At 35.3% G+C, this 15,117-nt stretch carries 9 protein-coding genes; all 9 read right to left on the bottom strand.

The genetic code is table 11. The features are described 5' to 3' along the window. Nucleotides 1-3: 3 nt before the first annotated feature. Nucleotides 4-732, bottom strand: coding sequence for an ABC transporter permease (locus tag ACZZ9T_RS09695; protein WP_463441915.1), 729 nt, complete (start codon nt 730-732; stop codon nt 4-6). 91 nt (nt 733-823) lie between these two features. Further along, nucleotides 824-1,375, bottom strand: a complete 552-nt coding sequence (locus ACZZ9T_RS09690) for a CopD family protein (RefSeq protein WP_463441914.1) — start codon at nt 1,373-1,375, stop codon at nt 824-826. 276 nt (nt 1,376-1,651) lie between these two features. Further along, entirely contained in the window at nt 1,652-2,848 is a 1,197-nt protein-coding gene (kbl, locus tag ACZZ9T_RS09685; RefSeq protein WP_463441913.1) for a glycine C-acetyltransferase, read from the bottom strand. 105 nt (nt 2,849-2,953) lie between these two features. Further along, nucleotides 2,954-4,867, bottom strand: a complete 1,914-nt coding sequence (locus tag ACZZ9T_RS09680) for a M1 family aminopeptidase (protein ID WP_463441912.1) — start codon at nt 4,865-4,867, stop codon at nt 2,954-2,956. An 82-nt stretch (nt 4,868-4,949) separates the two neighbouring features. After that, complete coding sequence (gene dacB / locus ACZZ9T_RS09675) at nt 4,950-6,419, bottom strand: D-alanyl-D-alanine carboxypeptidase/D-alanyl-D-alanine endopeptidase (RefSeq protein WP_463441911.1); 1,470 nt, start codon at nt 6,417-6,419, stop codon at nt 4,950-4,952. A 158-nt stretch (nt 6,420-6,577) separates the two neighbouring features. Beyond that, entirely contained in the window at nt 6,578-9,025 is a 2,448-nt protein-coding gene (gene priA / locus ACZZ9T_RS09670; RefSeq protein WP_463441910.1) for a replication restart helicase PriA, read from the bottom strand. Between the two features lie 196 nt (nt 9,026-9,221). Beyond that, the gene (locus tag ACZZ9T_RS09665) at nt 9,222-11,705 is read right to left on the bottom strand and encodes a beta-mannosidase (protein ID WP_463441909.1); all 2,484 of its coding nucleotides are present in this window, start codon (nt 11,703-11,705) and stop codon (nt 9,222-9,224) included. Nucleotides 11,706-11,856: 151 nt separating this feature from the next. Further along, on the bottom strand, nt 11,857-14,184 hold the full coding sequence (gene bglX / locus ACZZ9T_RS09660; protein WP_463441908.1) for a beta-glucosidase BglX: 2,328 nt from the start codon (nt 14,182-14,184) through the stop codon (nt 11,857-11,859). Between the two features lie 191 nt (nt 14,185-14,375). Further along, on the bottom strand, nt 14,376-15,077 hold the full coding sequence (locus ACZZ9T_RS09655; protein ID WP_463441907.1) for a carboxylesterase family protein: 702 nt from the start codon (nt 15,075-15,077) through the stop codon (nt 14,376-14,378). Nucleotides 15,078-15,117: the final 40 nt, after the last annotated feature.

Below are 15,117 nucleotides of genomic sequence, written 5' to 3'. Positions count from 1 at the left end.
TTTTTACTTCTTTTTATTAATAAAATGATTGGACAACGCTAAGGTAAGACCGATGATAAATACAAAATAGGCAACATCTTCAAAATCAATTAAGCCTCTTGTGAAGCCCATAAAGTGCTGGTAAAAACCAATATTCTGAAGGATAAAATCTGCTCCACCCAATAATTTATAACTCGCCAACTGTTCAATTCCGAAATACATGAGGAAGCCCATAAAAACTCCGAGAAGATAAGCCATGATTTGGTTTTGAGAAAGTGATGATGCTAAAATTCCCACTCCGGAAAATGCTGCAATCAACACAATTAATCCAAAATAACTTCCGAAAGTCATTCCCAAATCAATATTTCCTTCCGGAACGCCTAAAACATAAACGGTGTACAGATAAATCAGTGAAGGAATCAGACATAAAATTCCGACTACCCAAACAGATAAGAACTTCCCGAAAACCAATTCTGAAACTTTCAGTGGCTGAGAAAACAACCAGTTTAAGGTTCCGGTCTGCTGTTCTTCCGCAAAAGTTTTCATCGACAATGCGGGAATGATAAACATCAATAACCAAGGCACCAAAACGAAATAGCTTTGTAAGGAAGCCAAACCGATGTCGAAAATATTAGACTCGTTCTCGAAAAAAAACAGGAACAAAGTCGTTATCAGACTGAAAGCAGCAATGATCACCCACGCACTCCAGTTTCCGAAATAACTCCAAAGCTCTTTTTTAAAAATTGCAATCATGTTTTTAGTTATTAATTATGAGTTTTAGGTTATGAGTTCATGTTATTCGTCAACGTATCAACTAATAACTCATCATTCATAACTTATAACTTTATTTATTTTTCTTATTCTTATTCACCAGTTTCACGGTCATCATAATCAAAAATACCAAAACGAAAAATCCTGTGATTAATTGCCACCAATATTCAATAACGGAAGATTTTAAAATCACGGTAAATACAACTAAAAATAAAATGAAAGTCGCTATTTCGTTGATTTGTCTCAGCTTCACATTTGAAGTCTGCAAAGTTTCGCCGTCCAGCTTTTTAATTAAATTTAATTTTTTCCAGGCCCAATAATGAAAAAATGCCAAACCTACTAAAAAAGTTAATTTTAAATGAAGCCAGGGCATTTTCATTAATGCAGGATTAAGAAAAATCATGATTAAACCGCAGACTGTCATAATAACTCCTGCCGGAACGGTGATGATATTCCATAATCTTCTTGCCATGAAAATGTATTGTTCTCTGAGTATTTTCTTTTTCTCCTCGGCAAAAGCATCTGTATCTTTATAGTACACAAAAATTCTTACGAGATAAAAAATTCCCGCAAAATAACTGACCATAAAAATAATATGCAACGCCTTGATGATGGTATACAGCATCTTAAAAATTTGTGTGCAAAGATAACGATTTTGCCAGTGAATTTTTTATTAAAACCCGTTAGAAATGCGAAATCAAAAATTAATTGAATATTTTTCGGAAATCAACGGTAAAATTTGGAGTATTTAATTCTGAAAAGAAATTTTATTGATTCTTACATCAGCATTTTATATTTCTTAAAAGCATAAAGTAAGGATTTAAAAAAAAAACAGAATTTCTATATATAGAAATTCTGTTTTATCTGCCATAGTAGAACTTTTTATTTTTTTGATGATACTCTACGAAATCACTCCTAATTGTTTTCCAACTTTTTCAAAAGCTACTATCGCTTTATCCAAATGTTCTCTTGTATGAGCTGCAGAAAGCTGCACTCTTATTCTCGCTTTTTCTTTCGGCACAACAGGATAGAAGAACCCGATTACATATATTCCTTCGTCCATCAGATTTTCAGCCATTTTCTGCGCCAGTTTTGCGTCGTACAACATCACAGGAACAATCGCAGCATCGCCTTCAGGAATATCAAAACCTTTAGCTTTCATTTCTTTCCTGAAATATTCTGCATTTTCCATGACCTGATCACGAAGCGAAGTATCGTCAGAAATCATCTCCAAAACTTTCAAAGCAGCACCCACAATTCCCGGAGCCAATGAATTTGAAAATAAATAAGGACGAGAACGTTGTCTCAGCATATCAATGATTTCTTTTTTACCCGAAGTAAATCCGCCTAAAGCACCACCTAAAGCTTTTCCTAACGTTGAAGTAATGATATCTACTCTACCCATTACTTCGTTGGCTTCGTGAGTTCCACGACCTGTTTTACCGATAAAACCAGTGGCGTGAGAATCATCAACCATTACCAAAGCATTGTACTTGTCTGCTAAATCACAAACTCCTTTCAAGTCTGCAACAATTCCGTCCATTGAGAAAACTCCGTCTGTAACGATGATTTTGAAACGGTGATTTTTTTCTGAAGCTGCAATCAGCTGCGCTTCAAGATCTGCCATATTATTATTCTTATAACGGTATCTCGCTGCTTTACAAAGACGTACACCGTCGATGATCGAAGCATGATTCAGCTCATCTGAAATAATCGCATCTTCTTCGGTAAACAATGGCTCGAAAACACCGCCATTCGCATCAAAACAAGCCGCATACAAAATGGTATCTTCAAGACCTAAAAACTGAGCAATTTTTTCTTCCAACTGCTTGTGAATATCCTGAGTTCCACAGATAAAACGGACTGAAGACATCCCATAACCATGAGATTCTATCATATCCTGTGAAGCTTTCATCACTTCAGGATGGTTTGAAAGTCCCAGATAATTGTTGGCACAGAAGTTTAAAAGTTTTTTTCCGTTGGCTTCAATTTCTGCACTTTGTTGTGAGGTGATGATTCTTTCTTTTTTAAAAAGACCGTCGTTCTCAATATTTTTTAGTTCGTTCTGTAGATTTTCCAGATATTTTTCAGAGATCATTATAATAATTTTTTAGGTTCGCTAATTTAATAAAAAGGCTTTAAAGAATGCATTTTTATTGAAATTAATTCGACGATTAGAGATCAACACTAGATCATAAAAAATCTACTCTTTAATAAATTTTAATCTAGCTTCCAGAATTTTTATAAAGTAAATTCCCTTATCTAATAAAGAAATATCAATTTTCTTTTCAGTAGTTCCCTTTTTTGCCAATCTTCCGTCCGCAGTGTAAATTGTGTACTCTGTCTGCTTTTTTAAACCTGATATAAATAATTCATCTTTTGCAGGATTTGGATAAATTGTAAACTGATCCAGTTCAATATCTGAAGTGCTTAAAGTATTATCTTGTGCGACCGTTGAGTTTTTCTCTAAAATCTGATACTCATAATTGAATTCTACACTGGCAACAGGAAACGCAATATTCTCTGTAAAGTATTGGTTATTTGAAGTGTTATTTAAAGCAAAATATGCAACCTGACCTCCAGTACCATTAACTTTAATCGGCAAAGGCATATCAAAAAAGCCTACTGAAGCATGACTTTGCGTTTGCCCTGCTCTGAAAATGATTTGATTTCCATTCTGTTTCCATCGGATATCGTAAGTGGGGTAACCCTGACCGTAAATCCAATCATTAAAAAAGCCTGTAAAATCTTTTCCGGTTGATAGAAGTAAAGATGCATTCAAGTCTCCAGTGCTTACATAATTGTAAGCTAAATTTGGTCTTGCGTGGTAATCTTTTAAAGCCTGGTAAAAAACGGTTTCTCCTAAAATCCATTTGATCATTCTTACCACATAACCACCTTTAGAATATGAAAGTCTGCCGCTGAAAATAGTACCTACACTTCCTAAATTGGCATCAGCAACATAAACACTTCCACCTGCAGCACTCGTTATATAATTTTTTTCACCTAAGAGATAATTTAAAAAAGCCGCATTGGTCATCAATAATTTCTCATAAGCAACATGTTCCCCGAAAGTTGCAAAACCTTCATTGAGCCAAATATCATTCCATGCTCCACAGGTTACCTTATCACCAAACCATTGATGGGCAAGCTCGTGAGCGATTAATTGTTTGCTCCATGCTCCCATAGATGACATCGTTTGATGTTCCATTCCTCCACCAGCAGTAAATTCCATGTGACCATACTTTTCGTTTCTGAAAGGATAAGGCCCGAAGAATGTTTCAAAAGTACCCATCACTGTTTTCGTCCATTCTATATTTGCCATACTTGTTGTATTGGTAGAAGTGGAAGGATAAATATAATTCACAAAAGGAAAAGGCGGATTTCCTATGGTGTCATTTAGTTTAACAAAACTGGTGATTGAAAGTGCTATTAAATAGGCTGTTGTAGGATAATTTGTTCTCCAAAATGTCAATTTCTGACCGTTTCCTAAGATGGTTTCACTCATTAATTTTCCGTTGGATGCTACACTATATTGTGACGGAGTGGTTATTTTAATATCAAATCTTTCGATTTTATCATTTAAACTTTGCTTTGTCGGAAACCAATCTTGTGCGCCGTAAGGTTCGTTTAGTGTTGAAAGAACAGAATTTCCGCCTTGCGTATTGATAAAAAATGCATTGTTATTGGTGGGTGGATTTCCGTTGTATTGTATGGTTAATGAGTCTAAAACGTTAGCCGGGAGCGAGGAAGTGAAATCTATTTTCAATTCTTTAGTAGCCAATTGCTGAAAAACCAAAGGCTGACCATGAAAAGTTACCTGAGAAACAGTCAATTGATTGGTTAAATCAAAATAAATGCTGCTCATTGCCTGATTCGGTTTGAAGTGAGAAGTCACAGAACCAGAAATTTGAGCCACTGCGGGATTTAAAGAAACATCCATTCTCTGATACTGAAGATCGTAGTTTAGAGTATTGGGATTGGTATTTCCGGCATTCATTTTAGCAGTAAAAGATTTCATCTCCTTTGCCATTAAGCCTTTCATTTCAAGGTTTTCCTGAGCAAATGCAGATTGTATTGCCAAAAGGATTAAACATAAAAAATAATTTTTTTTCATTCTCAATAAATTAGGTAATAAAGATAAAAAAAACCTTTCAATCTGAGACTAAAAGGTTTATATATCAATTGTATTGTTAATTTTATAAATCTAAAGCCGGCTGAAGAATTTTTTCAATTCTGCTTTTCACCATATCTACAGATCCCGAATAGTTGTTTACAAGTATAGAAAATACTAAAGTTCGCCCTGTATTGGTTTTCATATAACCTGTTAACGCTTTTACTTTGTTTAATGTTCCGGTTTTTGCAAAAATCTGTCCGTTTCCTTCTCCGATGAACATTTTCTTTAAAGTTCCTGTTTGTCCTGCAATCGGTAAAGAATCAAAATAGGTTTTATAATATTTCTGGTTCATCAAAGACGTTAGATATTTCACCTGAGAAATTGGAGTTACTTTATTGCTTCTGGACAATCCGCTACCATCCATATAATTTAAACCTTCTACATCAAAAGCAACTTCTTTCAAATGTTCGTTTACCACAATTTTTCCCGATTCTGAAGTCTGGTCTCCCATTTTCTGGAAACCAACTGTCTTTAACAAAGCTTCTGCTAAGGCATTATCACTACGTTGATTGGTATAATAAATAATATCTGAAAGCGTTGGAGATTTGTATGCAGAAATCATTTTTCTCACTTCAGGAGCTGCATCTGTTGTTTTCGGAGTTACTTTTCCGGTTACACCTACTCCGCTTTTCACTAAAGTTGCTCTGAAGCTATTTGCCAAAAATGCAGGAGCATCAGGAAGTTTGGTTGTTAAAATTCCGTCGCCATGATATTTTTCAGCATATACCATTTGATTAGCATAGGGCGAAACGTAGAAATATTTTTTATCTGAAGCTATATTGTTTCCTTTTTTAACGATCAGTTTTTCGTTTGCTGGATTGATCTCACGAGTTGTACCAACCGGAAGATAATAATTATTGTTTTCTAACCACACAACATTTTCCGGAAGTCTCGAAATGTTACCTTTGAAAAGCGCTGTCTGAATGATAATATCACCATTTACCTTTTTGATTCCCTCACGAGACATTCCGATTACAAAGTCTGAAACAATTTCTTTGTAAGACCAGGCTCCAGCTTTGTTGGTTCCCAAAGACGGGTCGCCGCTTCCTACAATATAAAGATTTCCATTTAAAACTCCATTTTCGTCAATTTCCCCGGAATATTCAAGCTGTGTCATCCATCGGTAATTTTCTCCCAACAGATGCAAAGCAGTTTCTGTGGTTAATAATTTCGTAGTTGAAGCAGGAACAAGAGGGGTATTTTCATTGTAAGAAGAGATTACTTTCTTCGTTTTAGGATCGAAGATTACAAATCCCCATGTTGCATTTTTCAGCACAGGATCTGTCATCATCGTGTTCAGGCTTACATCTACAAGTTCCTTTGGAGACAAAAAAACTTTTTCAATCGCTACTGCGGGAGAAGGTAAGTTTAATTTACTTTTCTGACTGTCAAAATTCGGAGAATAAAGAACTGTAGCTACGGTAGATTGAGCAAGTAAAAACCCTGTCGCCAAAACCGTAATACCCGAAATATACTTTCTGTAATTTATCATCAATTTTTCTTTTTGTTATAGTTTGGATGGCATAAAATATGATAAGTTAAACCGCTTATTTTTATCCAAACACCTAATAAACGTTCAAATGTAGATATTATTGTTAGAATGCGGTGCAGAAAAGTATACAAAAACCACATAAAGTTTGTTAAAAATTGTTAAAAATCCACAAAAACATCTTTTTTAATGCTTTGATACGCAGTGATTTCGTCAAATTCTTTTAAACTTAATAATACAAGACTTTTAAATTTCTCATAGTTTTTTCCTCGCGGAAGCTTCAGTAAGATCTGAAACTGATATAAATTGTTAAGCCTCGCAATCTGAGATCTTTCCGGACCGAGAATACAATCTTCAGGAAGATATTTTCTTAAAACTGAACCTAAAAACTGGGAAGCACGATTGACTTTATCGTCTTTAATGTGCTTCAGTTCGATCATAATTAATTTCGTGAATGGCGGATAATGAAATTTCTGTCTTTCAGTGAGGAAATATTTATAAATTTTAGTGATATTGTTTATTTTAATCAACTGAAAAACAGAATGATCCGGATTATAAGTCTGAATTAAAATTTTACCGTTTCCTGAAGCTCTTCCCGCCCTACCTGAAACCTGCGTGATCAATTGATAGGCACGTTCTTCCGCTCTGAAATCTTGTACATACAGCATAGAATCTGCTTTCGGAATTGCTACCAACTCGATGTGATCAAAATCTAAACCTTTGGAAATCATCTGAGTTCCCACCACAATATCGGTTTCCCTATCTTCTATTTTCTCATATAATTTTTCGTAGGCAAATTTTTTCCGCATAGAATCGACATCCATTCTGTCGACTTCATTTTCTGGAAATATTTTTGAGATTTCCTCGTGAATCTGCTCTACTCCAACTCCCCTTTCATTCAGATTTTCAGAATGACATTTCGGGCAGGCTCTTGGTTTTGAAGCTCTTTGACCGCAATAATGGCATTTCATTTCGTTGGCGGCTTTGTGATAGGTCATTACCACATCACAATTCGAACAATAATTTACATAGCCACACGTTTCACATTCGATTACATTGGCGTAACCTCGGCGGTTATGGAGAATTATTGCCTGATTTTTTTCGTCTAAAGTTTTTTTGATCTCATCTAACAACTGAAGAGAAAAATTCCCTGAAACCTTTTTAGAATCCTGAGCTTCTTTAAAATTAATCAGTTCAAATTCGGGTAATTTCACCTTCCCGAATCTCTCATGTAAAAAGATATAATGCAGCTTTTCTTTTCTGGCTAAATAATAACTCTCTACAGAAGGCGTTGCCGAACCTAAAATAACCCTTGCGTCATAAAAACCCGCCAACATCATTGCCGAATCTCTTGCATTGAAAAAAGGCGAAACTTCACGAGGTCTGTAAGCCGAATCGTGCTCTTCATCAACAATGATTAATCCTAAATTCTGGTAAGGAAGAAATAAGGCATTTCTTGTAGCAATGAGAATTTTAATATCGTTGTTTTTAATTTTTCTCCAAACCTCAACTTTTTCAAAATCACTGAGTTTCTGGTGATAAAAACCAAGTTGCCGACCGTATTTTTTTTCTAATCTTTGCGTAATCTGTTTTGTTAAAGAAATTTCCGGAAGCAAAAACAAAACATTTCTTCCTTCATTGATACATTCTTCTATTTTCTCTAAATAAATATGGGTTTTCCCTGAAGAAGTTACTCCATGAAGAAGAACATTTTTCTTTTCCTCAAATGCTTCATCAATTTCTGTTTTTGCTTCATTCTGAGCTTCTGAAAGCTCTTCTATCTCTTCAATCTCGCCTTCATAGCTTTCAATTCTGTCTTTTTGAAGATAATACTCTTCTACCAGATTTTTATCTGCCAAAGCTTTAAAATGCGAACTCCCAAAATATCCATCCTCAAACAATGCTGATTTCCTGATGTGCAAATCAGGATTTTCGGTTTGCTTTTCAATAATATTCAGGAAAAGTTCTTTCTGCTTTTTGGCTCTGTTGAGTTGTAAAAGAATTTCGGTGATATTTTGATTTTTCAAAACTTCATCTTTCACTTTTACATAAGCAACTTCCTTAGCTTTGTATTTTTCTGCTACTTTCTCATCAATTTCAATGTATTGGAGATCAATCAAGGAGTTGATGGTTTTGATAATTTCTTTTTTAGGGATAAATGCCTCAATATCAGTTAAATTAATCAACTGACGAACTTCCAAAGCCTGAATAAGATACATTTCGTTGACATCGAGATTTTCAAATTCGATCGTAGCATTGGGTTTTAATTTAAGATACGTTTCACTTTCCAATTTCAGAGAAGACGGAAATGCAAAGCGGTAAATTTCACCTAAGTTGCAGAGATAATAGTTAGAAAGCCAATTCCAGAAGTTGATTTGCTCAGAAGGCACAATCGGATAATCATCTAAAATACTAATCACTTCTTTAGCCACAAAATTTTCCGGAGCCACATCATGAAGTTCAAAAACAATTCCGGTGTATATTTTTTTCCCTCCAAATGGCACGAGTACACGCATTCCGTTTTCAATTTTGGAAGCAAGTTCTTCGGGAACTTTGTACGTGAAAGTTCCTTTAAGATTTAACGGTAAAATAATCTGGGCGTATTGCAAAGGGAAAATTAAAATGTAAAATTAAATTTTTCTGAAGAGAACTGCAATATTTTAGTGAAGCTAAATTTTTAAACGCAAGGATCGCAAAGTTTTTATTTATTGTATTGAAAAGATTTTTCGTTCGCAAAGGCGTTCCACTCAGCTAAGAAATACAAATCTTTTTTAGTGAATAGTCAAATCTTCAAGATTTAAGATACTAATTCATCGTATCCCAAAGACTCATCACTTCAATATTTTTTAAAGGTTTTGACAAATTAATTTTTTTGGAGGTATTTGGTAAAAGATCAAAGAAATTATCACTAAAATGTGTGTCGCCCATCAAATAAACGTCTTTTGCCAAAACATCTGTTGAAATTTCAATTTCTGTTGGTGATATTTTTTGGATGGTGATATTGGGTTTTGAAAGCTTTAAATCTTTTGGTTTTACGAAGAAATAGTTGCTTTCAGCAATGATTTTTTCATCTCTATCTTTCAAAGTTAATTTTACAAAGAATTTACTTTTATCTAAATTCGAAACTAAATTTTCCATTTCAATCGGTTCAAATTTTATAATTCTGTCTAAAGTTTTTCCATTCGAGACCGTTACAATTTCATTCTCAATTTTTCCGTCAAATTTCACAACTTCAATTTCTACAAAAACATCTTCAAACTTTTTCAAATCATCATTAATTCCATAAAAATTCAAAATACCATCTTTTTCTTCAGTTACAATCACCTTTTGTTCAAAACTTCTTTTCACCTGATAATGCAATGCTTTCCAGTTTCCCAAATAATCGATTGATGACCAAGAAATCACCGGCCAGCAATCATTCAGTTGCCAATACAAAGTTCCCATGTTGTAAGGTTTTGCACGTCGGTGCGCTTCAATTGCGATCTGCATTCCACGAGCCTGCAGCAGTTGAGAAAAGTAATTGTATTTTACAAAATCTTTCGGAACCACATAATCCCGTTTCATATATTCATTGATGATATGAAAGCCTCTTGCATTTTTTTCGTGTGCTTTGATTGTCGGATTTTCTAAGCTTAAATCAGGCTTTCCTGCAAACATTGATTTCACAGTTTCTAAACCCGGCATTCCCTGAAAACCGTATTCAGAGGCAAATCTTGGAACTTTTTCGTTATATATTTCAAAAGGAAATTCGCCCCACCAAACTCCCCAGTAATGAGAATCACCTTCAGTTAAACTTTCTTTATGTCCCCAACCGATCGAAGGTGAGCTTGCCCAATAAATATTTTTTTCTGAGGTTACATTTTCTTTCAAAGCATTCGGAATGACCTCATGGAAAACCATTTTGTAATCTTTCCAGACCTGAAGAGAATCTTCTTTTGAATATTTGAACTGCTTCTGATAACCCCAATTGACGATAGCTTCATCTATTTCATTATTTCCGCACCACAAAGCAATTGACGGATGATTTTGAAGACGGTTGACCTGATCTTTTACTTCTTCTTTTACATTGTTTAAAAAATCTTCGTCTGACGGATAAAAACTTCCGGCAAACATAAAATCCTGCCATACGAGAATTCCGTTTTTATCACAGGCTTTGTAAAATTCATCATCTTCATAAATTCCGCCGCCCCAGACACGAATCATATTCATGTTGGCATCTTTGCAGTCTTTAATGAGTTTCTGGTATTTTTCTTTGGTAATTCTCGGTGTAAAACTGTCAGACGGAATCCAGTTGGTTCCTTTTGCATACATCGGATTTCCGTTGACTTTAAAGTAAAAAGATTTTCCTTTTTCATCTTTCTCCTGAATTAATTCTATGGTTCTTAAACCTATTCTTTCTGTTTTATCGGATAAAATTTTTGAATTTTTTTTAAGCGAAATTTTTAAATCATATACATTCTGTTCACCCCATCCGTTGGGCTGCCAAAGTTTTGGGTTATCAATTTGATAAGGAATTGAGACTTTATTTAGACCATGTTGTAAAGAAATTTCACGATTTTCATGATTGATCAAAAAACTGTATTTACCGCTTTGCTCAGCAAAAATATCTGCATGAATAGTAAGTTCTGCTTTTTGTCTGGTTACATTTTTCTGCTCAATTTTTATATTCTCAATGTTAGCATGATTCCAAAAATTCAGCTTTACTTCTTTCCATATTCCTGCGGTAACTAATCTCGGTCCCCAATCCCAACCGAACTGATATTGCGCTTTTCTCACAAAACTTCGCGGAGATTCCGGCATTATGAACGGAACTTTTTTGGCTAAATCTTTTCCCATATTTACCGAAGATTTAAATTTAATCTGTAAAATATTGCTTCCGATTTTTAAATCATTCTTTACGGGAATTTTCCACGTTCTGAACATATTATCGGTTTTCTTCAGTAGTTTTCCGTTCAGATAAATTTCGGAAAACGTATCCAATCCGTGAAAAATCAATTCAGCATTACGGTTTTCCAGTTCTTTTGATGAAACTTCAAAGGTTGTCTGATAATCCCAGTCTTCATTTTCAACCCACTGCACTTTTTTCTCGTTCTCATCTTTGTAAGGATCAGGAATAAGCTGATGATTCATCAAATCCAAATGAACCGTTCCGGGAACCGTGGCGACTAGCCAGGAATTTTCTTTTGCATTTTTGAACTGCCATTTTTCTGAGGATAAATTTCGTTCTGAAAATTGTGCATTAACAAATAACTGAATGAAAAATATAGTTAAAATTAAAATTTTATTCATTGTTAAAACTTACCGTTGGTATGAATTTAAGTATTAATTGAAGCGCATTTTATTACTGATGACTCAGAAGTAAAAATAGCAGAATTGAAACTCGTGACCAAATTTTAACTGAAAGTAAAAAGCCACTCTTTCGAATGGCTTTTTGTGGAATTTATTTAGTCCAGTTTATTTTTGAATGTTTTACATCTTCGGAATTGGTTCCGATCATGATATCAAACTCACCCGGTTCCCAGTCGTATTTCAAATCTCCATTATAGAATTTCAGCTGTTCCGGAGTAATATCGAAGGTTACTTTTTTAGATTCTCCTTTTTTCAGCATTACTTTTTGGAATCCTTTCAATTCTTTTACCGGTCGTGTAATGGTTCCTACCAAATCTCTGATGTACAATTGCACCACCTCAGCTCCGTCATAATTTCCGGAATTGGTAATCGTAACCGAAGCCTGAATGCTTTGATTTCCTTTTGGATTTGCATTTGAAACCGTTACCTCAGAATAATTGAATTTAGTATAACTCAAACCGTAACCAAACGGATACAACGGCGTGTTGCATTCATCCATATAATTGGAACGGAATCTCTGGTATTCACATTTATCAACCAATTTCTGGTCTAAAGGTCGTCCTGTGTTTTTAGCATTATAATAAATCGGAACCTGTCCTAAACTTCTTGGGAACGTCATCGGAAGTTTCCCTGAAGGATTTACCTTTCCGAAAAGAACATCAGAAATGGCGTTTCCAGCTTCTGAGCCTGCGAACCACACATTAAGAATCGCATCCGGAGTATCTTTCACATTCGTCAAAGCTAAAGGGCGACCTGTGAAAAGAACCATTGCGATCGGTTTTCCTGTTTTCTTCAATTCATTTAACAAATCTACCTGAGATTGCGGAATCGTGATTTCTGTTCTGGACGAAGATTCTCCGCTCATTTCTGCAGATTCTCCGATTGCCAGAACGATAACGTCAGCTTTACTGGCAACATCAACAGCTTCTTTTAACAATGCTTCTTTTGAACGACTGTCTCTGTCGGTCTTCTTACCGTGAGCAGCATAAATATCTTCTAATTTGGCATCATAATCAATGTTTGCTCCTTTTGCTGACAAAAATTTTACATCTTTCCCAAAATTAGCCTGTAAACCCTGCATCAGGTTGATTGCATTGGCATGTTTTGAAGCCACACTCCAGGTTCCGGGCATATTCATCGAGTTGTTTACCAATGGACCAATCACGGCAACCGTTCCTGATTTTTTCAAAGGTAAAACCTGATTGTCATTTTTCATTAAAACCATAGACTGAGCAGCAGCACTTCTCGCAATATTTCGGTTTTCCATATTGTAAACCTCTTTTGCAGCCAACTTTACGTCACCATGTTTGTACGGATTATCGAATAAGCCTAAATCGTATTTTGCCTCAAGAATTCTTTTTGCAGCCAAATCAATTTCTGCCTGTGTTACTTTTCCTTCTGCCAAAGATTTTTTCAGTGTGGTTAAAAAGCCTTCTCCCACCATATCCATATCAACTCCGGCTTTTAAAGCTAAAGCAGAAACCTGTTGAAGATCTCCCATTCCGTGGTCTACCATTTCGTTGATTCCCGTGTAATCAGTCACTACAAAACCTTTGAATTTCCACTGATTTCTTAATACTTCAGTTTGCAACCATCTGTTTCCTGTTGCAGGAACGCCATCAACCTCGTTAAAAGATGCCATGACAGAAGCTACACCTGCATCAACAGCAGCTTTGTAAGGTGGAAAATATTCGTTAAACATTCTTACGTGGCTCATATCAACCGTGTTGTAATCTCTACCGGCTTCACCTGCTCCATACAAAGCAAAGTGTTTTACACATGCTAAAATATTGGTTCCGTTTGCCAAATCTTTTCCCTGATAACCGTAAACCATATTTTTAGCAACTTCACTTCCTAAATACGGATCTTCGCCAGAACCTTCAGACACTCTTCCCCATCTTGGTTCGCGGGAAATATCCACCATTGGCGAGAACGTCCAGTTGATTCCGTCTGCGGCAGCTTCTCGAGCGGCAACTCTTGCGGACTGCTGAACCAAATTCATATCAAATGAAGCTGCTAAACCTAACGGAATCGGGAATGTTGTTTCATAACCGTGAATAACATCCATCCCAAAAATCAAAGGAATTTTCAGACGGCTGTTTTCTACTGCCACTTTCTGAACGGCCTTAATTTTTTCAGCACCTTTAATATTGAAAAGTCCACCGACTAATCCCTGTTCTACTTTTTTTCCGATGTCTGAACTTTTAGCCAGACCAGTTGTAAAATCACCTGAACTTGGCAAATTTAACTGTCCGATTTTTTCATCTAAAGTCATTTTTGCCAAAAGAGCATCAACAAAAGCTTTTTTCTTTGTCTGATATTGAGCAGTCTGATAAGACTGCACGGGTTTCGTGATCATTTCCTGAGCCGAAAACATTGGCGCAAGGACTAAAGTTGCTATTACAATTAACTTTTTCATACGTCTTCTTCTTTAATTATATTTTCTTTTTGATTTTTTAATTTTGGTTAACGGTGTGGCGCTAAGTTTATTCAACAAAAGCTGCGACAGGATCAGTTTGAACCCTATATTTTTCAACACTTTAAATACAAATTATCAGGCTAATGTTGTTGAAGCCTTTATTTTTTGATTTAAAATTCCTGAACTGTCAACTATTTCTTTTTACTCAACATCCATTCATATAATTTAGGATTAGAATAGGTTGAATCCCAGGAGTTATGATTATCATTCGGGAAAATCGTGAGTTCTCCGGATGGATTTACCGGATGAAGTGCCTGATAAAAATTGAATGCATTTTCAGGTAAAACAACATCGTCCATTCCACCATGAAAGATCTTCATATTCAGATTTTTGTACTGATGAATATTTGCGAACATTACTCTGTCGGTCGGTGCGCAAACTGAAACAACCGCAGCAAACATTTCAGGATGTTCCATGGCTAATTTTAAAGTTCCCCAACCACCCATTGATAGTCCGGTAAGATAAATTCTAGAGTCATCTATTTTATATTTTGCCTGGATTTCTTTGATTAAATGATAAACAGTAACCGTATCCCACCACGTATTCTCAGGACATTGCGGTGCTAAAATAGCGACAGGTTCTTTGATTATATTTTTATAAGTAAAAGGACTGTGCGCTTTTACTTTTTCAAGGTCGTTTCCTCTTTCGCCGGAACCGTGCAGAAAAACAATCAACGGAATTTTTCCTTTTGCATTTTGAGGATAATCAAAAACGTAAGATATTTTTTCTGTACGGCGTACTTCTTTATTAAAGGTAGTTTTTATTTCCTGAGCATTGAAGCTTAGAGAAAACGAGAGAAGTAAAAGTGGTAAATGTTTTAATTTTAAACTCATATTTCTTTAGATTTTGGCGACTCTTCGACTTCACTCAGAG

This window comes from Chryseobacterium sp. AC417 (assembly GCF_979258215.1).
Note: the sequence above shows the minus strand (reverse complement) of the source record. Positions and strands in the feature narration are given on the sequence as shown.

Bases quoted from the DNA above. Each gene is read 5' to 3' on its own strand.
- ACZZ9T_RS09695 (WP_463441915.1), bottom strand. From the start codon at position 732: ATGATTGCAATTTTTAAAAAAGAGCTTTGGAGTTATTTCGGAAACTGG.
- ACZZ9T_RS09690 (WP_463441914.1), bottom strand. From the start codon at position 1,375: ATGCTGTATACCATCATCAAGGCGTTGCATATTATTTTTATGGTCAGT.
- kbl (WP_463441913.1), bottom strand. From the start codon at position 2,848: ATGATCTCTGAAAAATATCTGGAAAATCTACAGAACGAACTAAAAAAT.
- ACZZ9T_RS09680 (WP_463441912.1), bottom strand. From the start codon at position 4,867: ATGAAAAAAAATTATTTTTTATGTTTAATCCTTTTGGCAATACAATCT.
- dacB (WP_463441911.1), bottom strand. From the start codon at position 6,419: ATGATAAATTACAGAAAGTATATTTCGGGTATTACGGTTTTGGCGACA.
- ACZZ9T_RS09665 (WP_463441909.1), bottom strand. From the start codon at position 11,705: ATGAATAAAATTTTAATTTTAACTATATTTTTCATTCAGTTATTTGTT.
- bglX (WP_463441908.1), bottom strand. From the start codon at position 14,184: ATGAAAAAGTTAATTGTAATAGCAACTTTAGTCCTTGCGCCAATGTTT.
- ACZZ9T_RS09655 (WP_463441907.1), bottom strand. From the start codon at position 15,077: ATGAGTTTAAAATTAAAACATTTACCACTTTTACTTCTCTCGTTTTCT.